The organism is Mannheimia pernigra (assembly GCF_013377995.1).
GTDB classification, from domain to species: Bacteria; Pseudomonadota; Gammaproteobacteria; order Enterobacterales; family Pasteurellaceae; genus Mannheimia; species Mannheimia pernigra.
The window spans coordinates 394914-417751 of the sequence record NZ_CP055305.1; the positions used below are offsets into that span (position 1 = coordinate 394914).

Annotated in this window: 21 protein-coding genes; 7 read left to right on the forward strand and 14 right to left on the reverse strand. The window is 38.6% G+C overall.

The features are described from left to right. Nucleotides 1-14: 14 nt before the first annotated feature. Nucleotides 15-1490, forward strand: a complete 1476-nt coding sequence (modF, locus tag HV560_RS01965) for a molybdate ABC transporter ATP-binding protein ModF (RefSeq protein WP_176812037.1) — start codon at nt 15-17, stop codon at nt 1488-1490. Nucleotides 1491-1556: 66 nt separating this feature from the next. Here modF and lipA read toward each other — a convergent pair whose 3' ends face one another. The 14 genes from lipA to HV560_RS02035 form a co-directional block, all read right to left on the reverse strand. Beyond that, nucleotides 1557-2552 (reverse strand): lipoyl synthase, encoded by a 996-nt coding sequence (gene lipA, locus HV560_RS01970; protein ID WP_176812038.1) that lies wholly within the window; start codon nt 2550-2552, stop codon nt 1557-1559. Nucleotides 2553-2566: 14 nt separating this feature from the next. Further along, on the reverse strand, nt 2567-3220 hold the full coding sequence (gene lipB / locus HV560_RS01975; protein WP_176812817.1) for a lipoyl(octanoyl) transferase LipB: 654 nt from the start codon (nt 3218-3220) through the stop codon (nt 2567-2569). A 65-nt stretch (nt 3221-3285) separates the two neighbouring features. Further along, complete coding sequence (gene ybeD / locus HV560_RS01980; RefSeq protein ID WP_159628762.1) at nt 3286-3585, reverse strand: DUF493 family protein YbeD; 300 nt, start codon at nt 3583-3585, stop codon at nt 3286-3288. Between the two features lie 110 nt (nt 3586-3695). Next, complete coding sequence (locus HV560_RS01985) at nt 3696-4874, reverse strand: serine hydrolase (RefSeq protein ID WP_176807762.1); 1179 nt, start codon at nt 4872-4874, stop codon at nt 3696-3698. Between the two features lie 25 nt (nt 4875-4899). Beyond that, nucleotides 4900-5478 carry a septal ring lytic transglycosylase RlpA family protein gene (locus tag HV560_RS01990; protein ID WP_176807763.1) on the reverse strand — a complete coding sequence of 193 codons (579 nt, stop codon included), beginning with the start codon at nt 5476-5478 and terminating at the stop codon, nt 4900-4902. A 106-nt stretch (nt 5479-5584) separates the two neighbouring features. Continuing rightward, nucleotides 5585-6712: a rod shape-determining protein RodA gene (gene rodA / locus HV560_RS01995; RefSeq protein ID WP_176807764.1), complete on the reverse strand. Its 1128-nt coding sequence runs from the start codon at nt 6710-6712 to the stop codon at nt 5585-5587. Further along, nucleotides 6705-8648, reverse strand: coding sequence for a penicillin-binding protein 2 (mrdA, locus tag HV560_RS02000; RefSeq protein WP_159628766.1), 1944 nt, complete (start codon nt 8646-8648; stop codon nt 6705-6707). Before mrdA ends, rodA begins: the two co-directional genes overlap by 8 nt. Nucleotides 8649-8661: 13 nt before the next feature. Then, entirely contained in the window at nt 8662-9129 is a 468-nt protein-coding gene (gene rlmH, locus HV560_RS02005) for a 23S rRNA (pseudouridine(1915)-N(3))-methyltransferase RlmH (protein ID WP_159628767.1), read from the reverse strand. A 91-nt stretch (nt 9130-9220) separates the two neighbouring features. Then, on the reverse strand, nt 9221-9553 hold the full coding sequence (rsfS, locus tag HV560_RS02010; protein WP_420371384.1) for a ribosome silencing factor: 333 nt from the start codon (nt 9551-9553) through the stop codon (nt 9221-9223). 264 nt (nt 9554-9817) lie between these two features. After that, nucleotides 9818-11002 (reverse strand): mannonate dehydratase, encoded by a 1185-nt coding sequence (gene uxuA / locus HV560_RS02015; RefSeq protein WP_176812040.1) that lies wholly within the window; start codon nt 11000-11002, stop codon nt 9818-9820. Nucleotides 11003-11026: 24 nt separating this feature from the next. Next, nucleotides 11027-11776 (reverse strand): FCD domain-containing protein, encoded by a 750-nt coding sequence (locus HV560_RS02020; RefSeq protein ID WP_176812041.1) that lies wholly within the window; start codon nt 11774-11776, stop codon nt 11027-11029. Nucleotides 11777-11805: 29 nt separating this feature from the next. After that, on the reverse strand, nt 11806-14184 hold the full coding sequence (locus tag HV560_RS02025; RefSeq protein WP_176812042.1) for a glycoside hydrolase family 31 protein: 2379 nt from the start codon (nt 14182-14184) through the stop codon (nt 11806-11808). Between the two features lie 16 nt (nt 14185-14200). Further along, nucleotides 14201-15502 (reverse strand): TRAP transporter large permease, encoded by a 1302-nt coding sequence (locus HV560_RS02030; RefSeq protein WP_176812043.1) that lies wholly within the window; start codon nt 15500-15502, stop codon nt 14201-14203. A 17-nt stretch (nt 15503-15519) separates the two neighbouring features. Beyond that, entirely contained in the window at nt 15520-16011 is a 492-nt protein-coding gene (locus tag HV560_RS02035) for a TRAP transporter small permease (protein ID WP_176809472.1), read from the reverse strand. 234 nt (nt 16012-16245) lie between these two features. Here HV560_RS02035 and HV560_RS02040 point away from each other — a divergent pair, with 234 nt between their 5' ends. The 6 genes from HV560_RS02040 (at nt 16246) to HV560_RS02065 (ending at nt 22831) form a co-directional block, all read left to right on the forward strand. Continuing rightward, entirely contained in the window at nt 16246-17244 is a 999-nt protein-coding gene (locus HV560_RS02040; protein WP_176809471.1) for a TRAP transporter substrate-binding protein, read from the forward strand. A 77-nt stretch (nt 17245-17321) separates the two neighbouring features. After that, nucleotides 17322-18167 (forward strand): SDR family oxidoreductase, encoded by an 846-nt coding sequence (locus HV560_RS02045; protein WP_025247015.1) that lies wholly within the window; start codon nt 17322-17324, stop codon nt 18165-18167. Nucleotides 18168-18182: 15 nt separating this feature from the next. Further along, nucleotides 18183-19586 (forward strand): glucuronate isomerase, encoded by a 1404-nt coding sequence (uxaC, locus tag HV560_RS02050; protein ID WP_176812044.1) that lies wholly within the window; start codon nt 18183-18185, stop codon nt 19584-19586. Nucleotides 19587-19595: 9 nt separating this feature from the next. Further along, nucleotides 19596-20537, forward strand: coding sequence for a sugar kinase (locus HV560_RS02055; RefSeq protein WP_176812045.1), 942 nt, complete (start codon nt 19596-19598; stop codon nt 20535-20537). A 69-nt stretch (nt 20538-20606) separates the two neighbouring features. Further along, the gene (locus HV560_RS02060; RefSeq protein WP_176812046.1) at nt 20607-21245 is read left to right on the forward strand and encodes a bifunctional 4-hydroxy-2-oxoglutarate aldolase/2-dehydro-3-deoxy-phosphogluconate aldolase; all 639 of its coding nucleotides are present in this window, start codon (nt 20607-20609) and stop codon (nt 21243-21245) included. 134 nt (nt 21246-21379) lie between these two features. Beyond that, a complete protein-coding gene (locus HV560_RS02065; protein ID WP_176809467.1) occupies nt 21380-22831 on the forward strand; it encodes a surface lipoprotein assembly modifier in 1452 nt (483 codons plus the stop codon). The last annotated feature ends 7 nt before the right edge of the window (nt 22832-22838 follow it).

Consider the following 22838-nt stretch of genomic DNA (forward strand, 5'->3'; position numbering starts at 1 on the left):
AGAGAAAAATAACAATGCACTCACCCCATTTAACCATTAAAGATGCTCAGTTTTCGCTTGCTAAACATCAAAAACTAACGATTGATGAACTCACTATTCAGCCAAATACATTTTGGGTGATAGTGGGCGGAAACGGCTCGGGCAAAACGGCTTTTTCACTTGCTCTGCAACGTAAGCTCTCTCTTTATGCAGGGAAATATGACAACAGCTTCCGAAATATTCAACTGCTTTCGTTTGAACAGCAGCAAAAAATGATTGAGCAAATTTTCAAAGATCGTAACAACGATACTATCTCCCCCGATGATTTCGGTTTAACCGCACGCCAAGTAATTTTAAACGGCAGCAACAAAACCGCCTTATGTGAGGAATACGCAGAAAAATTGCATATTCAGCATTTGTTGGAACAGCCTTTTATTCATCTTTCCACTGGGGAAAGCCGCAAAGTGTTGTTCTGTCAAATGTTAGTAAACGAGCCGGATTTACTCATTTTAGACGAACCCTTTGAAGGCTTAGATCAACAATCAGTTCAATATTGGACGCAATTAGTTTCTAAACTTCAAACTAAAATGGCATTAGTGCTCATTGTGAATCGTTTCAATGATATACCCGATGCCGCTGATCATATTGCGGTATTGGATAACTTATCGCTCATTTTGCAAGGAAAGCGAGCAGAAATAGAACAACAAGCGGTCTATTCTCAGCTAAAATTTGCAGAAGATAATGTCAATGTACCCCTGCCCGAAAGTGCCTCTCCGCTTGTTGCACTGCCCGAAAACACCAATCCATTTGAGCTGGAAAATGTGAATATCCAATATGGCGAGAAGAAAATTCTTGATAACCTGACTTGGACGGTTCAACCTAAACAACATTGGTGGATTAAAGGTCCAAATGGGGCAGGGAAATCGACCTTGCTTTCCATTATCACAGGCGATCACCCACAATCTTATGCAAACAAAGTACGATTATTTGGCCGCCAACGTGGTAGTGGCGAGACCATCTGGGATATTAAGAAAAACATCGGTTATGTAAGCAGCCAATTACATATGGATTATCGAGTAAACTGCTCGGCAATTGATGTCATTCTCTCTGGCTTTTTTGACAGTATTGGCGTTTATCAACAAGTACCAAATGCCCAGCAATTAAAAGCAGTGGAATGGTTAGAACGATTAAACCTAGCCGCATTTGCCAAAAAACCATTTCGCTCACTTTCTTGGGGGCAACAACGCTTACTGCTAATCACAAGGGCAATGGTAAAACACCCACCGATATTAATTTTAGATGAACCATTACAAGGCTTAGACGGCGTAAATCGTAAATTAGTCAAACACTTTATCGAACAATTGGTTACCAATAGCCAAACTCAGTTACTCTTTGTTTCTCACCAAGACAGCGACGCACCAAATTGCATTACGCATTTGTTTGAATTTGTGCCGAAAGGGAAAACGAACGAATTTGGGTATGAGTATCAGCAAACAGAGCTAAAAGTATAAATGAATGTTCTTCTCTTGCTCTTTGGCTAGAAAAAATAAGGGCGAATATCCTTCGCCCTTATCGTTTTATTTAACCAACTCCCCTTTCGCTTGTAGATCAGCGTGGTAGGAAGAGCGAACAAATGGTCCACAAGCTGCGTGCTCAAAGCCCATTTTTTCTGCCTCCTCACGGAACATATCAAACTCCGCCGGTGGCACATAACGTTCCACTTTTAAGTGGTGGCGGCTTGGTTGTAAATACTGCCCGATGGTAAGCATTGTTACACCGTGGGCTCGTAAATCTTGCATTACTTCCAAAATTTCTTCATTAGTTTCGCCAAGTCCTACCATTAAGCCTGATTTGGTTGGAATATCTGGGAACTCTTGCTTGAAGATTTTAAGCAACTCTAACGACCATTTATAATCCGCACCCGGGCGAACTTCACGATATAAGCGTGGCACATTTTCCAAGTTGTGGTTGAACACATCAGGTGGATTTTGTTTCAGAATTTCGACCGCTTGTTCAACACGACCACGGAAGTCTGGCACTAAAATTTCCACTTTGCAGTTTGGATTTAACGCTTTGATTTCACGCACCGTTGCCGAAAAATGAGCTGCACCACGATCAGGCAAATCATCACGATCGACAGAGGTAATAACTACATATTTGAGTTTCATATCCTGCACTGTTTCGGCCACTTTGCGTGGTTCATCAGGATCGAGAGGTAACGGTTTGCCGTGTGCCACATCACAGAATGGGCAACGGCGGGTACAAATTGCGCCCATAATCATAAAAGTTGCCGTACCGTGGTTAAAACATTCGTGCAAGTTCGGGCAAGACGCTTCTTCGCACACGGAATGCAAGCCATGGCGACGCATCCCATTTTTAATGCTATCAATTTTTGCTGAATTTGCTGGCAGTTTAATTTTCATCCATTCTGGTTTTTTCAGTAATTCTTGGTCTGGATCAATATTTCTGACTTGAATAACGGAGGTTTTAGCGGCATCACGATATTTCACCCCTTTTTCCATTTTAAAAGGGCTCATTTTTTTTGCCGTAACTTGAGCTGTAGCCGTAACCATTAAAATTTTATATCCTAGTTGTTAATAAATTGTATGTCATTATAGCCCAAAATTGCACTGAAATGCTCGACTAATTTGGGAGAGACCGCTTCACAAGTTAAACCATTTTGATTGATTAACTCGCTTAACTGGCACATTTCAAGCCCTATATAGCCACACGGATTGATGTAGCCAAATGGTGTTAAATCCATATTAATATTCAACGCTAAACCGTGGAAAGAGCAGCCTTTGCGAATGCGTAAACCAAGTGAGCAAATTTTCTTCTCATTTACATAAACCCCTGGTGCATCCGCCTTGGGGTAGCCCTCAATACCATAATCCGCCAATGTGTTCACCACGCATTGCTCCAAGGCAGTGACTAATTCTCGTACCGACACTTCTTTGCCTTGAGCTTTGAGGCGTTTGATGTCGATCAGCACATACATAATCTGCTGACCTTCACCATGATAAGTAATTTGTCCGCCACGGTCGCTTTGTACCACGGGGATATGATTCGGATTGAGCAGATGCTCAGGTTTGCCGGCAGAACCTTGCGTAAACACAGCAGAATGCTGAACTAGCCATAGTTCATCATCTGTCTTCTCATCACGCATATCCGTGAAAGCTTGCATTTGATGCCAAACGTCTTCGTAAGGCTGAATGCCAAGTTGGCGAATAATCAATTTCATTTCTGTTTTCCAATACATATTCACTGATTGAAAAATTGAGGGCGAATAAAATTCGCCCTTACTGCTTAAAGAACCATTCTCACGCCGTTAATTTTGGCAAGTTCTGTGTAGAGTGTTTCAACTTGTTCGATATTCTCAGCCAAAATATCAATGGAAACGGAATTATAAGTGCCTTTTGAGCTTTTTTGCTCACGAGGATTGTAGTCGCCTTTGGCATATTTTTGCGTAACCTCAACCACATCATCAACTAAATCTGCACGGTTTGCACCTACCACTTTGAAGGTAAAGCTGCATGGAAATGCTAATAAATCTTTTAATTTAGCTTGTGGTAAATCTTGTAAATTAATTGCTTTTGATTGAGACATTTTTAATCCTTATTTTAAACGGTAAGCGGTGAAATTTTGCAAATTTTTTGCAAAATCACACCGCTTGATCAACTCCACCTTAAATGGGGATAAAATTCTAGATGACAAGATTAGTCAAAAAGGCTCTTAACGGTTAAGGCAATCCAATCCCATGCTTTACCTAAAATGCCCGCTTCTGGTACATCTTGTAGAACTTGTAAGTTAGTACTCGCCACATCTTTGCCATCTAACTGGTAAATCATTTTACCCACGACTTGTCCTTTTACTAAAGGGGCTTCTAGATTTTTCTTCTCTAACTCATAGCGAGCTTTTAAGTCTGCGGCTCTGCCTTTTGGAATTGTCACAAAACTATCTTGCAGAGCACCTAATTGTACTTTGTTCACTTCGCCATAATAAACACTTTGCTCCGCCACAGATTGTGCCGCAGGCAGTGATTTAATCGTTTCAAAGTTTGCAAAGCCCCATTGGAGTAATTTTTTACTTTCAACTTCACGTCCTTTGTACGTTGGAACACCCATTACCACCGAAATCAAACGAGTATTTGGATTCACCGCAGAGGCGACTAAGTTATAACCGGCTTTATCTGTATGACCTGTTTTTAAGCCATCGACTTGCAAGGTTTTATCCCACAATAAACCGTTGCGATTAAGTTGTGGCTTTTTAATATTGTACTGGAACTCTTTTTCTGCATAAATTTTATATTCTTCAGGGTGATCTTGAATAATCTGAGCACCAATAATCGCCATATCACGCGCTGAAGAATATTGCTCAGCATCATCTAAACCGTGAACGGTAGTAAAGTGGGTGTTCTTCAAACCAAATTGCTGTGCATATTTATTCATTTCATTAATGAAAGCAGCCTGCGAACCTGAAACGTGTTCCGCTAGGGCAACAGAGGCATCATTACCAGATACAATAATCAGCCCCTTCATTAGATTTGCAACAGATACTTTACTGTTTAAATCTAAAAACATAAGTGAAGAACCAGGGAATTTCTGTGCCCAAGCATTTTCACTTACAGTAACCATATCACTACTACTTACCCTGCCTGCTTTTAGTGCTTCACCCACTACGTAGCTTGTCATCATTTTTGTTAATGATGCAGGGTATTGGCGTTGGTCTGGGTTCAAACTCGCTAATACTTCTCTGGAATTATAATCCATCAAAATATAAGTTTGTGCATTAATTTGTGGGGCTGGCAAATTAAAATCGGTATTTAAATCAGCATAGGCAATACTTGATACTGTAAGTGCTACAACGCTGATTGCTTTCACTAATATTTTTTTCATAAATTTATTTCAGTTCCTCTTAATATTAATTCATTACATAATACGCATTAGCTGAGCGAGTATTTTTATGTAAAATCGCAATTTTTACTTTTGCTATACCTGAACGGTGCATACCAATTTTTTTCGCTGCTGCAGAAGATAAATCCACTACTCTAGTATGAGCGTAAGGACCTCTGTCATTTACTCGCACCACAACAGAACGCCCATTGCGTAAATTGGTTACTTCAACCAACGTGCCAAATGGCAACGTTTTGTGTGCAGCAGTCATTTTCGCATTACTAAAAGTTTCACCACTTGCTGTGCGACGACCATTAAATTTATTAGCATAATAGCTCGCTACCCCCGTTTGAAAATGTTTACGGATAAGCTGTTTATGCTGTTTTTTTGACGATTTTTTGTTAATCATCGCCGTCTTTTTTTTCACGGTTTTAGCCGTTACTTTTTTGGCAACTTTTGCCTTCTTTTTTGTTGATTTAGACGCTATTTGCTTTTTTATTGAAATACTTGAATTAGCTTTTGAATGCTTTGTTGCAGCCCAAGAATTTAATGAACCAAATGCCATAAATCCAGCTAACAACAGGGTTACAATTTTACCTAATCTCATATAAGTTTTTTCCTCTATGTGGATGTCGCTATTGTTTGTAACAATGATAGTTTTACTGCTTTTTGATACCGCAAAAAAGCAAAAGTTCAGAACGTTGATACCCGATTTATTTCAGTTTATCGTAAGGATTGTTACTACCAATACGCTTACGATGTACATAAGTGGACATTATCAAACCAAACGCAGCCATAAGAGTAACATAAGAGGTTCCCCCATAGCTAAACAGTGGCAATGGTATCCCAACTACAGGTAAAATACCACTTACCATACCAATATTTACAAAAACGTAAACAAAGAACAATAATGCCGTACCACCCGATAATATACGCCCAAAGGCAGAATCCGATTTAGAGCCAATTACTAAACCTCTGGCGATAATAAACAAATAGATAGCCAGCAAAACTGAAACGCCTATCATACCATGTTCTTCACTTAAAACAGCAAAAATAAAATCCGTATGTGGCTCAGGCAAAAACTCCAGTTGTGATTGAGTACCCTCCATCCAACCTTTTCCATTAATTCCTCCAGAACCTATCGCAATTTTAGATTGGATAATATGATAACCTGCACCAAGAGGATCTTTATCTGGATCAATTAACGTCATTACCCGTGTTTTTTGATAATCGTGCATTAAAAAACACCACATAACTGGAATAAAACCCGCTAAACATACCACACCGGTTCCAATTAGTTTCCAGCTAAGCCCTGCTAAAAAGAGCACAAAAATCCCTGCAGAACACACTAAAATTGATGTACCTAAGTCGGGCTGAATCGCAACCAATAAGGTTGGCAAAACAATCAAGGCTAGTGCGATAAAAGTATCTTTAAAACTTGGAGGGAGCGGTCGCTTACCCAAATAAGTTGCCACCATCAACGGCACAGCAAGTTTCGCAATTTCAGAGGGTTGAAAACGGACAAACCCTAAATTCAACCAACGCTGGGCACCTTTACTGGTTTCCCCAATTAAATCCACTAAAATCAATAATATTAAGCAAAACACATACACATACGGCGATATTTTCTGATAAAAATGAGGCGGAATCATCGCCATAATAAACATCAAACCAAGACCAAGTGAGACCTGTACCACTCGATTGGTAAACATTCGCTCATTCGCACCGCTTGCACTATAAAGTACTAATAAACCATATCCAGTAATCGCTAGCAAACCGATTAATAGAAGGAGATCGAGCGAAAATAGCTTCCAAAAAATTTTCTTAAACCTACTATTCATAATTCCCTTCTATTACAAGCGGTCGATTTTGTTCAGCATTTTGCAAATCTGAGTGCTCAATCTTTTTCAACACATAATCCATAATTTGACGAGCCACTGGTGCGGCGGCACTTCCACCTCCGCCTGCATTTTCTAGAATCAACGCAACGACGATTGTCGGCTTTTCATAAGGAGCATAACCGATATACCACGCGTGGTCGTGCAACTCTTTTTTTATCGCATTCTTATCGTAGTTTTTACCGTGTAAATTAAAAACCTGCGCCGTTCCTGTTTTTCCTGCTGAATGATATAACGCTCCAGCAAATACTTTACGAGCAGTACCGTTTGAAGCGTGGTTTACATTATACATACCGAGTTTTGCTAAATGCCAAAACGATTCTGGCACGCCTTTAATATCTTCATAAAGAAGCGGATCTTGATATGGCGTGACTGAATTACTACTTTGCACTTCAAGCATTAAATGCGGTGTATTCACTCGTCCGTTATTAATTAAAATAGCCGCTGCCTTTGCTAACTGAAGCGGTGTAGAAATCCAATAACCTTGCCCGATGCCAACTGGAATTGTATCTCCTTGCACCCATTGTTTTTTATAGCGTTTTTGCTTCCATTCACGGGTTGGCATTACCCCTGCGGACTCCTCAAAAATATCAATGCCTGTTTTCACGCCAAAACCAAATTTTTTCATCCAATCCGACATTTTATCAATCCCCATTTTATAGGCTAATTGATAGAAAAAAGTATCTGAGGATTCAGTAATCGCCTTATTCACATTAGTCGCACCGTGCCCACTTCGCTTCCAGTCACGATAGCGTTGCGTTGTGCCTGGCAAAATCCAATAACCTGGATCAGAAATAGTGGTATTGGGCGTAACTATCCCCTCATCTAAACCCGCTACAGCCATAAACGGCTTGATAGTAGAGGCGGGGGGATAAGCGCCTTGAGTAGCACGACTGTAAAGTGGGCGTTCAGGATCATCAAGCAACGCTTTATAATCCTTACCTGAAATGCCGCCTACAAACAGATTATTATCATAGCTTGGGTTAGAGACCATCGCTAAAATACTACTATCACGAGGATCCAGCACCACGACCGCCCCTTTATAATTTGAAATTAACGACATTACATATTGTTGCAATTCCACATCAATACTTAAGCGAATGCTACTACCTGCTACACCAGCCTGATCTCGCAACTTGCGAATAACCTTGCCACGATTATTAATTTCTACTTCCTCAAAGCCTGTCACGCCGTGTAATTGGTCTTCATAGTATTTCTCGATACCCAATTTTCCCATATCGTGAGAACCAGCATAATTACCGAACTTCCCCTCTTCCTGCAGCTTTTTTTTATCCCTTTCGTTAATTTTCGCGACATAACCGATAATATGGGTTAATAATTCACCATAAGGATAATTACGTTTGTAATATGCCTGCACATCCAAACTTGGAAAACGATGCTGGTTCACCGCAAAACGTGCCATTTGAGTTTCATTTAAGTTGCCCTTAAGCATAATCGGCGTATAGCGAGAAGTCCGTTTTTTCTCTTTATTATAGTTCTCAATATCTTCATCTGTTAGCCCAACAACTTCTCTTAACTCCTCTAATGTTTGTTTAATATTCTCCGTTTTTTCTGGCACAATAAACAACCCAAAATAAGTTAAGTTCTCTGCTAACACTTTACCATTACGATCGTAAATTAACCCTCGAGCAGGTGGAACAGGCAACAATTTAATACGATTACCATTTGAGCGGGTTTGGTAGTCATCATAATTAACCACTTGTAAATGATACAAATTAGCTAACAATACCCCCGTTAAGGCAAGCACCCCCACAAATGCAATAAAGGAACGGCGAGCATACAAATTACTTTCCGCCTGCCCGTCTCGCACCTTTTCTCGCTGATTTGATGAAATGAATTTTGCTAATTTACCAAACATATAAATTTAATCACTATTCTCGATGATAAGGGTGATTAATAGTGACTGACCACGCACGATATAAACTCTCCGCAACCACCACACGCACCAATGGATGCGGTAATGTTAAAGGCGATAACGACCAACTTTGCTCTGCAGCCGCCTTACATTCAGGCGACAACCCTTCAGGTCCACCAATTAACAAAGCAATATCTCGCCCGTCATTTTTCCAACCATCTAACTGAGAGGCTAACTGCTCTGTCGTCCACGTCTTACCTGGAATATCAAGCGTAACGATTTTTGCCTTACCCGCAGCCGCTAACATCGCCCTCCCCTCAAGCTCTAGAATGCGTTTAGTATCGGCATTCTTACCTCGTTTTCCGGCTGGAATTTCTATCAACTCAAACGGCATCTCTTTCGGGAAGCGACGTTGATATTCTTCAAACCCCATTGTCACCCAAACTGGCATTTTTGTGCCAACTGCAATTAATTGAATTTTCATTTTCTTGATACTCACAAGCGGTTGAATTTACAGAATAATTTGCAAAAAATCTTACAAAAATAACCGCTTGCAATCCTACTCAAAACACAATTTACGCCCAAAGTTTCTCTAATTGATACATCTCACGGCTATCTTCTTGCAACAAGTGAACAATCGCCTGCCCGAAATCTACCACAATCCAATCTGCAACCGCTTTACCCTCATCACCAAAAACCTCAATTCCCGCTTGCTTTGCTTCACTCACCAAACGATCCGCCGTTGAAGCCACATGGCGACTTGATGTCCCAGTTGCTAAAATCATCGTATCCGTAATGCTTGATTTACCTTTCACATCAATGGCTAAAATATCCTTTGCCTTTAAATCATCTAACGTTTTTGTTAAAAATTCGACTAAATTTTGTTCCACTCTATTTTTCTCTCTCATCATAAAAACGTGGGATTTTAACATAAATTGGGCAGCTATAAGACAACAAGCGGCTATTTTTGCAAAAAATCTTACAAAAATAGCCGCTTGCATATATCACCAACTCTTCAAACTTACTATGCCTAAAAAAGCTCAATTATCCTGTTGAAAAATTTTTAATATTGCGGTGAAAATTACTAGAGTAGTGGCAATGTCTCTAACATATTCTCATGAAAACAAAAAAACGGTTCTCCTATTTAAAGAGAACCGTTCAGTTAAAACAATTTAGTCATTAAAATAGACCCTTTTTAATGCAAATTCTAAACCTCGAATTTCCGCCAAACCTCTCAAACGGCCAATTGCAGAATACCCTGGATTGGTTTTTTTCTTGAGATCATCCAACATTTGATGACCATGATCAGGACGCATTGGAATTAAACGGTTATCTCCCTTTGCTTTACGACGACTTTCTTCTGTTAAAATTGCCTTTACTACACCAAACATATCTACATCGCCCGCCAGATGATCCGCTTCGTGGAAGCTTTGTATATTCTTTTCACGTTGAGTCGCTCGTAAATGCACGAAATAAATACGATCCGCAAACTTTTCTGCCATTTTAACCAAATCATTATCGGCTAACACACCATACGAGCCAGTACAGAAAGTAAAGCCGTTCGCAGTAAGCGATTGAGTTTCAACAAACCATTGCATATCCTCAATAGTAGAGACAATACGCGGCAACCCTAAAATTGGGCGAGGAGGATCATCTGGATGAATTGCCATACGGATCCCTACTTCCTGAGCAACAGGCACAATTTCATTTAAGAAATAAGCTAAATGGGCACGGAATTTCTCAGCCGAAATATTTTTATAGCGATCAAGCTGAGCTTGGAACTCTTCTAAGGTATAGCCTTCTTCAGAGCCTGGTAATCCAGCAATAATATTCTTAGTTAATTTTGCTATATCCGCTTCGCTCATTTTTTCAAAATAAGTCTTGGCTTCTACTCTCTCTGCTTCTGAATAGGTTTCTTCCGCCCCTGGGCGTTTTAAAATATAGAGTTCAAATGCCGCAAAAGCAACTTGATCAAAACGCAGAGCTTTTGAGCCGTCTGGCATTTCATATTCAAGGTCGGTTCGGGTCCAATCTAAAACTGGCATAAAATTATAACAAACGGTATCAATACCACATTCCGCCAAATTACGTAATGTTTGCTTATAGTTATCAATCCATTGTTGAAAATTACCAGTTTGGGTTTTAATTTCTTCGTGAACTGGCACGCTCTCAACAACAGACCAAACTAGCCCTTTTTCTTCTAATTGAGCTTTACGTTTATTAATTTCCTCAATAGACCACACCTGCCCATTGGGAATATGGTGCAATGCAGTTACAATACCTGTTGCCCCTGCTTGTCTTATATCGTCTAAAGAGACTGGATCGTTTGGTCCATACCAACGCCATGCTTGTTCCATAGTAAACTCCTGGTTATAGTTATATTAAAAATTAACAGCTAACGGACTAACATTAAACAAGTAACCATCAAAGTTTGGATCGTCTAAATCCGATAACTCAAATAGTTTTTGTTTTACATTTTCTAAATGTTGCCACATCATTTTTCTCGCCATCACAGGATCTTTTCTCTGTATAGCTGCAATAATATTTTCGTGATCTTTCAACCATAAATAGCGGTAACTTTGATCAGGAATATGAGCGTGTAATCCTTTCCACATGGGGCTATTTGTCCTATACTCCCAAAGATCTTTCTGCATACGAATAATCACCTCATTTTGCGTAATTTCTGCAATCGTTTTGTGAAAATCTTCATCTGCAACATAGTCTTCATCACCATGCTCTAGGTTTTTACGTTCACGCTCTAAGATGTCTTTGAGTTGTAAAACATCTGCTCTGGTTGCTTGAATTGCTGCAAATTCAGCAATACTGCTTTCCAATAATTGCCTTGCTTGTAACAATTCAAATGGTCCAACATCGGGTAAATCATCCGTTTCTTCAACATTTACCTTTGGTAAATTGATCACATAAACACCCGAACCTTTACGAACTTCTACTAAATTTTCAAGCTCAAGCATAATAAGCGCCTCACGAATCACTGTGCGACTTACATTGAAGTAGTTTGATAAATCACGTTCTGCTGGTAATTTGTCGCCTACTTTATAAGCTCCACTCAGTAATTCTGCTTTTAGCTCTTGCCCTATTTTTTTATAAGAACGTAAATCTTCAGGTGCCATAATGTTTCTAATAATGCCTCTAATCTAAATTAAATTTCTGAAATGGATAACTTATAGCCATTTTCAACAGGTTTGCCATTTACAATTAATTGACGTTTCTCAGGGTGAGGCAATCTAAAGACAAGTTCTTTATATTGTGGCTCATATTCACCTGTTTTAGTTAAATTGACTTCAACTGCTGTATTTGAGCAATTTAACTCAATGTCTAAGGTTAAATGTGTACCATTTAAATAATCAAAACTTGCTCCATCATCATCAAAAATAGATGATATTGCTTTACCTTGATCAATAAACGGCATAATTAATAATTCACGGTAATTATCTATCAATGTGTTAGAGCGTCCTTTTGAACCAAGAGGAATAATAGAACCAGCTCTTAGGAATAATGGAATACGCTCTATAGGTGCATCAACCGTAATTGTTTCTCCACCATAATACCATTGATGTGTATAAAAATCATACCAACCTGTATAATTACAAGGTAAGTAAACATCTCGTTTACGTTGCCCTTCTTCTACTATTGATGCAATCAACAAATCCTTACCAAACAGATAATCATCGTTTTCAGCAAATGTCTTTGTATCGTGCTCATGATCTAAGAATGTCGGACGTAACATTGGCTCTGCTTGTGTATGTGCTTGCCATAGTAAATTATAGATATATGGCATTAAGCGGTAACGTAACTGAATTGCATCACGGATAATATTAGTTACTTCAGGATACATCCAAGGCTCATTAACTGTTTTATCATCATTCCAAGAATGGATAGTAAAACGAGGGTGCATTACCCCATTTTGAACCCAACGCACAAACAGCTCTGGCTCTGGCTTATTACCAGAGAAACCACCAACATCGTGCCCAACATTATATAGAGCAGATAAGCTCATACCTAAGCCCATTTTGATATTATATTTCAATGTATGCCAACTAGTACGGTTATCACCAGACCAAGTTTGGACATAACGGTTCATACCTGATGAACCAGAACGAGAGATCAAATAAGGTCGAAGATTCGGCGCAAACTCTTTTTGAGCCTCAAAGGACGATTTCATCATCAACAATGGCTGAAGTGGTCGAATAAGTTTAATCGGTAGCCCCTTACCAAAGAAATGGCACTTAGCATAATCGTCCCAAACTTCATACTCATTATTGTCATTCCAAGTTGAACCAATCCCCATTTCCATTAATAGGGTTTTCACATTAGATTTCCACCAATCTACTGTTGCCGGATTGGTAAAATCTAAGTGTGATCCCTCATCGTCCCAAAACATTGAACGCTCTGGATTATCTGACTCTGAATCCTTAATGAATAATCCTTTTTCTGCAATCTCATTATAGCGAGGGTGATCTTGCAATAAACAAGGCTTAATATTTGCGGCCAAATTCATTCCTGCATCCAAAAAGTATTTACTCATTAATTTCGGTTGTGGAACTTTGTCATAATTCCAGTTAAACACATAGCGTTTACCGCTAATCGAAGTATAGCCTGATGATAATTGGAATGAATCACACGGGATATTATGCTCACGACATAAATCAACAAATTTTTTCAGCTGTTCTTGAGCATCAGGTGCATCGGTATAACTCATTGTTGAGCCACTATAGCCTAGGCTCCAACGAGGTCCAAAAATAGTACCACCTGTTAATTGAGTATATTTCTTGGTTACATCTAAAATTTGCGGACCTAAAATCATATAGTAATCTAGATCACCATCTTCGGCTTTGTAATTGCGATAATAAGCGTGGTAGTTATCAATTTCACTACCTAACACAAACCAACAAGGAGCTAAGTTGTCGTAATAAATACCGTAGCTTGCTTCTTCAGCGTGAGTAATATAAAACGGAATATGTTTATAAAGTGGATCCATATGCTCCGCGTTATAGCCCATAGCATCAATATTACGCATCTCAAAACGACGACCGTGTCGGTTTAAATTCCCTGTTTTTTCTCCCAAACCATAATATTGCTCATTCATGCTACGATTTAGATAGTGAGTAACGTTAGTATTAGAAATACCGAATAAATAAGCCCCTGTTTTACGATCTGATGCAAAGGTTTTCCACTCTCCATCAACTTTACGCTGCCATTCCAAATAAAGTGGCTGATGTACAATGACTTTTAAACAAGCGGTCGAAATTTCTAAAGAATTTGCAGATTCATTCACCTCATAATCAGGTAATGAAAAACCTTCTACAGACCACTTATCTCTACCTTCCCATTGCACATCATCTGTATTAGGACTAACCGCCCAAGTTGCAGGAACCCTAAATTCATTGTTACGGGTAAAGGCTATACGGAAAATATCTTTTTCTAATACAAAAATATGCAATCCAATATCACGTTCACATTGGATATCAATGCGATTATTTTCGTGCTTGCTAAACTGCCAATTTTTTAATGTTTTCATATTGACTATTCCTGGATTAATAACCTAATAGCAATTGTGGTAAGGCAAGGCTTAATGAAGGCACATAAGTTACTAATAACAATGCTAAGATTAAGACTGCATAGAAAGGTAGTAATGGTTTGATCACCTGATTGATTCTCACACCACCAACAGAACAACCAATGAACAAGGCACTACCTACTGGAGGCGTACAAATACCAATTGATAAGTTAAATGCCATTAAGATACCGAAATGTACAGGATCCATACCTAAATCGGTAACAATAGGGAAGAAAATTGGTGTAAAGATAAGTAATGCTGGTGTCATATCCATAAATACACCTACAATCAATAAGATAATATTGATGATTAAGAGAATCACGATTGGATTATCTGATATTGCCAATAAACCATCGCTAATAGTATAAGGAATATCTGCATTTGCCATTACCCAAGACATTCCCATTGATGTGCCGATTAAAAGCAATACAATTGCAGTAGTAACTACGGATTCTAAAATCACTTTCGGCAATTCCTTAATTGATACCTCACGATAAATCAATACAGCAAGAATAAGGGTATAAACAACTGCAAAAGCTGATGCTTCAGTTGCTGTGAAAATACCAACGATTATCCCTCCCATAATAACAACAATTAAACCAAGGCTTGGTAACGCATCTAAAGTTTTCTTAAACACCTCAGATTTAGTTGGTTTCAGTGAAACTGGGTAATTACGTTTTTTAGCAATATAACCAATAATCAACATAATCGATAATCCCATTAAAATACCAGGAATATAGCCAGCTAAAAATAATGCACCGATTGATGTGCCACCAGTTACCAATGAATAAACGATAAAAGTATTACTTGGTGGAATTAATAACCCTGTTGGACAAGAAGCAATGTTTACTGCTGCTGAAAATGCAGGATCATAACCTTCTTTCTTTTGTAATGGAGACATAATTCCCCCCATTGCTGCACCAGATGCAACTGCAGAACCTGAAATTGAACCAAACATCATATTAGCTAACACGTTTACGTGAGCCAAAGAACCTGGCAAGCGCCCACCTATTACTTTTGCAAATTCAATTAAACGTAAAGCAATACCACCTCTATTCATAATATTACCTGCAAGGATAAAAAATGGGATTGCAAGCAATGAAAAACTATCTAAGCCAGAAGCCATTTTCTGTGTAATTACAGTAATTGCTGCATCAAAAGGTACAGACATCATTACAGTAATTAGAGATGCTAAGCCGATAGAGAATGAAATTGGTACACCAATAAAAAGGAAGAGAAAGAATGTAGAACAAAGTACAAGAACAACTGACCATTCCATAATATGTTCTCCTTATATTAATTTAATGAGGATACTGGTTTAGCTAACGTAAATAAATCACGAATCACATAAACCAACATAAAGAAACCACTTAATGGAATGGCACTATAAACCAACCCCATTTCTATACCTAATACAGGGGAAATTTGCCCCGCATTTATTGTAGAGACCACTAATTTAATGCCTCCATAACACATAACTAGCACTATGAAACACAAGCTAATTAAGTTCACCACAAAATTTAGGCGTCTTAATTTATCTGGCGAAGATTCTAATCTTGTTGCTAATAAATCAATAGCTAAATGTTTTTTCTGACCAAACGCATAAGCTGCTCCAATTAAACCAACCCAAATAAATGAAAAACGGGCCAGTTCATCGGTATAGACACTCGGGTCCTGTAATACAAATCGTGAAAACACTTGCCAAACAACACAAATAACAAGAAGAATACTGATGATGACACATAAGGCAGATAATGCTTTATCAATCTTAGATACAAAATTATCCATACAACCCTCTTTAACAAGTAATGACTCAATAAACAAAATTGGTAAACCAATTCTGCTCAATATAGTTATTTTTTGCAATAAAAAATTATTAATTTTGTGATCTGGATCACCAATTTAGAAATTTTGGTTTGATATGTAAAAAATAGCTTTGTATGATAGATTAACAATTCAACTAATGGATACATTAACGAATTGTAGATTTTGAAATTTTAACTTTATCTAGGAGAACTCAATATGTTCACTAAAAAAACACTTCTTTCAACTTCATTAGCAACTGTTTTATCACTAGGTTTAGCATTTTCTGCGTCAGCAAAAACAACATTAAAACTAAATCACAATAATGATAAAACTCACCCAGTTCATATTTCTATGCAAAAAATGGCAGATGAAGTCAAAGAATTAACGAATGGAGAAATTGTAATTCGTATCTATCCAAATAGCCAGCTAGGAACACAACGTGAATCTATCGAATTACTGCAAGCAGGCTCACTAGATATGGCGAAATCAAATGCAAGTGAAATGGAATCATTTGAGCCATCTTATGGTGCATTTAATATTCCGTACTTATTTCATAACGTAGATCACTACTACGCAGCATTAAAAGATTCCGAAGTAGGTCAAAAAATCTTAGAAGCTTCTAAAGGTAAAGGTTTCCTAGGTTTAACTTATTATGATGGTGGTGCTCGTAGTTTCTATGCAAATAAAGAAATCAGAACGCCAGCTGATTTGAAAGGCTTAAAAGTTCGTGTTCAACCAAGCCCAAGTGCTGTAAAAATGATGGAGCTTCTTGGCGGTTCAGCAACACCTTTAGCATATGGTGAACTTTATACAGCCTTACAGCAAAAAGTAGTCGATGCTGCAGAAAATAACGAAACAGCACTAACACTTGCTCGCCATGGTGAAGTGTCAAAAGTCTTTAGCCAAGATGAACACACTATGATTCCTGATGTTCTACTAATTAGTGAAAAAACTTGGGCTAAATTAACACCTGAACAACAAAAGGCAATAAAAACAGCAGCGGATAATTCAATGATGTCTCATAAAGATTTATGGACGAAAATGATTGAAGAAGAGAAGAAAAAAGCACAAGAACAAATGGGAGTTAAATTCATTACCGTTGAAAAACAACCATTTATTGATGCAACTAAACCAATGAAAGATGAAGTAAAAGCAGATCCTGTAATTGGCAGCTTAGTAGAAAAAATTGATGCCCTAGCACCAACAGCTAAATAGTTAAAACACACAAAAATCTATTGCCACCTAAGGTAGCAATAGATTTTTATAAGAATATAAATAAAGAGGATAAATTAATGAATATTGCACAAAACCACAATTTAAAAAATAAAGTCGTCGTCGTAACAGGTGCTGGTGGCGTTTTATGTGCATTCTTAGCCAAAGAATTAGCAAAAACCAAAGCAAAGATTGCTTTACTTGATTTAAATTTAGAAGCTGCACAAAAAATAGCTGATGAAATATCTTCCGAAGGTGGAGTTGCTAAAGCGTATCAAACTAACGTTCTAGAATTAGATAATATTAAAGCCGTACGCGACCAAATTACTGCTGATTTAGGAACTTGTGATATTTTAATCAACGGAGCAGGTGGTAATAATCCGAAAGCAACTACCGATAATGAATTTCACGAGGTAGATTTGCCAGAAAATACTAAATCTTTCTTTGAATTGGATAAAGGTGGTATTGAGTTTGTCTTCAACTTAAACTACTTAGGTACATTGTTACCAACCCAAGTCTTCGCAAAAGATATGATTGGTAAAGAGGGCGCAAATATCGTCAATATTTCGAGTATGAATGCTTTCACGCCATTAACCAAAATTCCAGCTTACTCTGGAGCCAAAGCTGCTATCAGCAACTTTACTCAATGGCTTGCCGTTTACTTCTCAAAAGTGGGGATTCGTTGTAATGCAATTGCACCAGGTTTCTTAGTCAGTAACCAAAATCGTGGACTGCTCTTTGATAGCGAAGGTAACCCAACTGCTCGAGCGAATAAAATCTTAACGAATACGCCAATGGGACGTTTTGGTGAACCAGAAGAATTATTAGGTGCATTACTGTTCTTAGTTGATAGCCAATATTCCAGCTTTGTAAATGGTGTTATTATTCCAGTAGATGGTGGTTTTTCTGCTTATAGCGGTGTATAGCCTAACGAGGTTTATATGAAACAATTTTTATATGAAGATTTTTTACTCTCAACGCCAACCGCTAGAAAGCTCTATCACGACTATGCTAAAGATCAGCCCATCTTTGACTATCACTGCCACTTAAATCCAAAGGAAATCGCAGAAAATCGTCAATTTAATGATTTAGCCGAAATTTGGTTAGAAGGTGATCACTATAAATGGCGGGCAATGCGTTCAGCAGGCGTTGAAGAGCGTTTAATCACTGGTGATGCAGATAAATACAGTAAATACTTAGCATTTTCGGAAACTGTACCAAAATGTATTGGTAACCCAATTTACCATTGGACACATTTAGAATTACGCCGTCCATTTGGCATTACGAACACGCTTTTCTCGCCTGAAACAGCAGAAAAAATTTGGCATCAAGGCAAAGAATTACTGCAACAGCCTGAATTTTCAGCTCGTGGCATTATGCAGCAGATGAATGTGAAATTAGTAGGTACAACTGATGATCCTATTGATTCACTAAAACATCACAAAGCGATTGCCCAAGACAACACGTTTGATATTGAAGTAGTGCCAAGTTTCCGACCAGACCGTGCATTCAAAATTGAGTTACCGTTATTCAATGATTACATTGAACAGTTAGGTAAAGTGACCGATATTGAGATCAATACCTTTGATAAATTAAAACAAGCCTTACTAAAACGCATTGAGCATTTTGATCAACAGGGTTGTAAATCTGCTGATCATGGTATTGAAATCGTCCGTTTTACACCTATTCCTGATGAAAAAACTCTCGATCAGATTTTGCAAAAAAGATTACAAAATCAACCGCTTGCAGAAGAGGAAATCGCTCAATTTAGTACCGCTTTATTAGTTTGGTTAGGTACAGAATATCATAAACGAAATTGGGTAATGCAAATGCACATTGGGGCAATCCGTAACAATAATACGAGAATGTTCAAATTATTGGGTGCAGATTCAGGATTTGATTCGATTGGCGATCGTCCATTTGCTGAAGCACTTTCTTGCTTATTGGACAATATGGATCAAACCGACCAACTACCAAAAACCATTTTGTACTGCTTAAACCCTCGTGATAACGAAATGTTAGGCAGTATGATCGGCAATTTCCAAACAGGTGGCATTGCAGGCAAAATCCAATTCGGTTCAGGTTGGTGGTTTAATGACCAAAAAGATGGAATGGAACGCCAATTACAGCAGCTTTCACAATTAGGTTTACTCAGCCAATTTGTTGGAATGCTAACCGATTCCCGCAGCTTCCTATCCTATACCCGCCACGAATATTTCCGCAGAATCCTATGTGAAATGATTGGCGGCTGGGTAGCACGAGGCGAAGCACCAAATGATCTGAAGTTACTTGGCACTATGGTAAAAGATATTTGCTACAGTAACGCAAAACGTTATTTCAAATAGGAGATAACAATGAAAAAACTCTCCATCATCGGGGAATGTATGATTGAGTTAAATGGCGAGCCGTTTGGGAATATGTATCAAACTTATGGCGGTGATTCGCTGAATACCGCCACTTATCTGACTCGGGTGACTCCGCCTGAGCAGATTGAAGTGCGTTATATTTCCGCTCTTGGCACAGATAAACTCAGTCAAGGTATGCTGGACGCTTGGCAGGCGGATAATATCAATACTGATTTTGTGTTGCGTGATGAACACCGCCAGCCTGGACTTTATCTCATTCAGTTGGATAAACAAGGGGAACGGACGTTTCTCTATTGGCGAAATCAGTCCGCTGCTCGTTATCTGTTGCAACACGCTGATTACCCGAAAGCCCTGAATGCAATAGCAGAAACCGATATGGTCTATCTTAGCGGTATTTCATTGGCTATTCTGTCTGAGAATGACCGTTTTCAGCTTATTGAGCAACTGCATGCACTGAAAACACAAGGCGTGAAAATCGCTTTTGATAGTAACTACCGCTCAAAACTGTGGAAAAGTACCGAAACGGCTCAACGGTATTATGCTAATTTGCTCGATTTAGTGGATTTAGCTCTCGTTACATTTGATGATGAACACCTACTTTGGGGTGATACAAACGAGCAAGACACACTTACCCGCCTTGCGCAATATGGTATTGAAACCATCGTAGTCAAACAAGGCTCTCGGGGGGCAACTGTTCAAACTCACAATGAGCAAATTTTTGTGCCAACTATTCCCATTGAGAATGTGGTTGACACTACCTCCGCAGGCGATTCTTTCAATGCAGGTTTCCTTAACGGCTATTTGCTCAGCAAAGATTTAGTCACTTGCTGCCAACAAGGCAACTCCCTTGCAGGTATTGTGATTCAGCACAAAGGGGCAATTATTGATAAATCAGCCACCGCCCATCTAAAACAGCAGTTTGCACAGTAATATAAGCGGTTGTTATTGTAAAAAATTTGACAAAAATGACCGCTTGCATACAACATAAAGAGGTTAGAAATGCGTTATACCACCGAACAAATCGTAGAAAAATTAAGAGAACTCAAAGTTGTCCCTGTCATCGCACTAGACAACGCGGAAGATATTTTACCGCTTGCGAAGACCTTATCCAATAATGGCTTACCTGTGGTGGAAATTACTTTCCGCTCGGCTGCGGCTGAAGAGGCGATTAAGTTAGTCAAAGCAAACTATCCAGAAGTATTAATAGCCGCAGGAACAGTACTCACCAAAGAGCAAGTCTTAACAGCTAAAAATGCTGGAGCAGATTGTATTGTTACACCAGGCTTTAACCCAAATATCGTGCAATATTGCCAAGATCTAAACTTACCAATTATCCCAGGCGTAAATAACCCAATGGCAATTGAAGCTGCACTTGAGCTTGGCATACAAGCGGTCAAATTTTTCCCTGCAGAAGCAAGTGGCGGAGCCAAAATGATTAAAGCATTATTAGGCCCTTACAGCAACTTACAAATGATGCCAACAGGTGGAGTCAGCCTCGCTAATATCAAGGATTATCTTACTATCTCAAACGTCTTAGCTTGTGGAGGATCTTGGTTTGTAGAGCAATCACTAATTAAAGAACAAAAATGGGAAAAGATCAGTGAATTAGTGAGAGAAGTCGTTGAGATTGTTAATTAAGTGAAATTGCTCAAGTATAAAAAAGGGTCTTTTTTTATCTATTTACAAGAGAATACAAATTCGGCATACTCTATTTAATGCCAACTTTAACTATTAAGGGCTATTTTAAATAGCCTTTTCTTTTATAACTCTCTATGAAAAAAATCATTCCTATTTCGTTAATCTTAACTTCACATTTTGCTTTTACCGCCGCTGCCCCAATTCAAATTCAAGAGAAAATAGATAGCCAGCGAATGCAACAAAATCAACCGTTTGAAAGACCCGAGCATAAAGTATCGAAATCACAGCCCCAAATACAACATAGTGATAAAGCCATTTCTCTTTCAAAACAAGAGTTACTTAAACAACCTCATTTACTGAATTCGGCAATGCTCTCTACCTTGATCACAGGAAATGCGGAAGATGTGCTCTTTTTGCTGCCTATTTATCAAAAATTGTCTATTGCTGAGCAAAGTAGAGAAATAATGCAATGGGCAAAAGCCGTTGAGGCTAGAGCAAAGCAAAACTACGCTCAATCTATCAAGCTCTATCGAGAGTTGTTAGCCAATTATCCTGAAAATCAGCCAATCCGTATGCAGCTTGCGGTGACTCTTTTTGAGAATCGTGAAAATGAAGCAGCAGAAGCACAATTTCACAAATTACAAGCGGATAAATTACCGCCAGAAATTGCAAATATCATCCATCATTATTTAGCTGCAATCAATAAACAAGATAGGTGGATATTTCAAGGCGGTTTAACTTTTTTAAACGATCCGAATATTAATAATGCCCCTGCTTCAGGCATCACTCATAATGGCTGGACCGCACCAAGAAAAGAATCCGCACAAGGCGTTGGACTTAACGTTAACGTGGAAAAGAAATGGTCTTGGGGAAATGGTATCTTCCACGAATTTCATCTAAATGGTAATGGAAAATATTATTGGAATAACAAAAAATATAATGAATATTCGCTAAGAGAAAGCTTTGGATTAGGCTATCAAAATGCAAAACAGAAAATCACTGTTTTACCATTCTTAGAGCAAATGTGGTATGCAGGTGGTTCAACTCAAAGTGAAAGCACTAAACGTTATTCCAATGCAAGAGGGGTAAATACCCGTTGGCAATATTGGATTACGCCACAATGGCAATCATCTATCACTTATGAGTATGCCGAGCAGCGTTACACACGCCGCAAGCACTTAGATGGGAATTATCATTTTATTTCCCCAAGCGTTTATTATTATCCAAGCAGCCAGCAATATTGGTTTGTTGGGGCAAACTTTAACCGCAATAGCACGAGAGATTTAGATGACAGCTTTATTCGCAAAGGAATATCTCTAGGTTGGGGGCAAGAGTGGAAGAATGGACTTTCTAGCCAATTAAGTGTCAGCTACGCCCGCAAGCAACATCGTGCTCCAATGCCAATTTTCCTAATTACTCAACGTAATAAAGAATACGGTGTGCAAGTAAGCCTTTGGCATAGAGCTTTACATTTTAAAGGGATTACGCCTCGTTTAACCTGGCAATATAACAAAGTAAAAAGTAATCACGCTTTTTATAACTATGATAAAAATCGTGTTTACATTGAATTTTCCCATACGTTCTAAGCAAAAA

What these genes read in the sequence shown, in the direction of transcription:
- modF (WP_176812037.1), top strand. Translation starts at nt 15, where the DNA reads ATGCACTCACCCCATTTAACCATTAAAGATGCTCAGTTTTCGCTTGCT.
- lipA (WP_176812038.1), bottom strand. Translation starts at nt 2,552, where the DNA reads ATGGTTACGGCTACAGCTCAAGTTACGGCAAAAAAAATGAGCCCTTTT.
- lipB (WP_176812817.1), bottom strand. Translation starts at nt 3,220, where the DNA reads ATGAAATTGATTATTCGCCAACTTGGCATTCAGCCTTACGAAGACGTT.
- ybeD (WP_159628762.1), bottom strand. Translation starts at nt 3,585, where the DNA reads ATGTCTCAATCAAAAGCAATTAATTTACAAGATTTACCACAAGCTAAA.
- HV560_RS01985 (WP_176807762.1), bottom strand. Translation starts at nt 4,874, where the DNA reads ATGAAAAAAATATTAGTGAAAGCAATCAGCGTTGTAGCACTTACAGTA.
- HV560_RS01990 (WP_176807763.1), bottom strand. Translation starts at nt 5,478, where the DNA reads ATGAGATTAGGTAAAATTGTAACCCTGTTGTTAGCTGGATTTATGGCA.
- rodA (WP_176807764.1), bottom strand. Translation starts at nt 6,712, where the DNA reads ATGAATAGTAGGTTTAAGAAAATTTTTTGGAAGCTATTTTCGCTCGAT.
- mrdA (WP_159628766.1), bottom strand. Translation starts at nt 8,648, where the DNA reads ATGTTTGGTAAATTAGCAAAATTCATTTCATCAAATCAGCGAGAAAAG.
- rlmH (WP_159628767.1), bottom strand. Translation starts at nt 9,129, where the DNA reads ATGAAAATTCAATTAATTGCAGTTGGCACAAAAATGCCAGTTTGGGTG.
- rsfS (WP_420371384.1), bottom strand. Translation starts at nt 9,553, where the DNA reads ATGAGAGAGAAAAATAGAGTGGAACAAAATTTAGTCGAATTTTTAACA.
- uxuA (WP_176812040.1), bottom strand. Translation starts at nt 11,002, where the DNA reads ATGGAACAAGCATGGCGTTGGTATGGACCAAACGATCCAGTCTCTTTA.
- HV560_RS02020 (WP_176812041.1), bottom strand. Translation starts at nt 11,776, where the DNA reads ATGGCACCTGAAGATTTACGTTCTTATAAAAAAATAGGGCAAGAGCTA.
- HV560_RS02025 (WP_176812042.1), bottom strand. Translation starts at nt 14,184, where the DNA reads ATGAAAACATTAAAAAATTGGCAGTTTAGCAAGCACGAAAATAATCGC.
- HV560_RS02030 (WP_176812043.1), bottom strand. Translation starts at nt 15,502, where the DNA reads ATGGAATGGTCAGTTGTTCTTGTACTTTGTTCTACATTCTTTCTCTTC.
- HV560_RS02035 (WP_176809472.1), bottom strand. Translation starts at nt 16,011, where the DNA reads ATGGATAATTTTGTATCTAAGATTGATAAAGCATTATCTGCCTTATGT.
- HV560_RS02040 (WP_176809471.1), top strand. Translation starts at nt 16,246, where the DNA reads ATGTTCACTAAAAAAACACTTCTTTCAACTTCATTAGCAACTGTTTTA.
- HV560_RS02045 (WP_025247015.1), top strand. Translation starts at nt 17,322, where the DNA reads ATGAATATTGCACAAAACCACAATTTAAAAAATAAAGTCGTCGTCGTA.
- uxaC (WP_176812044.1), top strand. Translation starts at nt 18,183, where the DNA reads ATGAAACAATTTTTATATGAAGATTTTTTACTCTCAACGCCAACCGCT.
- HV560_RS02055 (WP_176812045.1), top strand. Translation starts at nt 19,596, where the DNA reads ATGAAAAAACTCTCCATCATCGGGGAATGTATGATTGAGTTAAATGGC.
- HV560_RS02060 (WP_176812046.1), top strand. Translation starts at nt 20,607, where the DNA reads ATGCGTTATACCACCGAACAAATCGTAGAAAAATTAAGAGAACTCAAA.
- HV560_RS02065 (WP_176809467.1), top strand. Translation starts at nt 21,380, where the DNA reads ATGAAAAAAATCATTCCTATTTCGTTAATCTTAACTTCACATTTTGCT.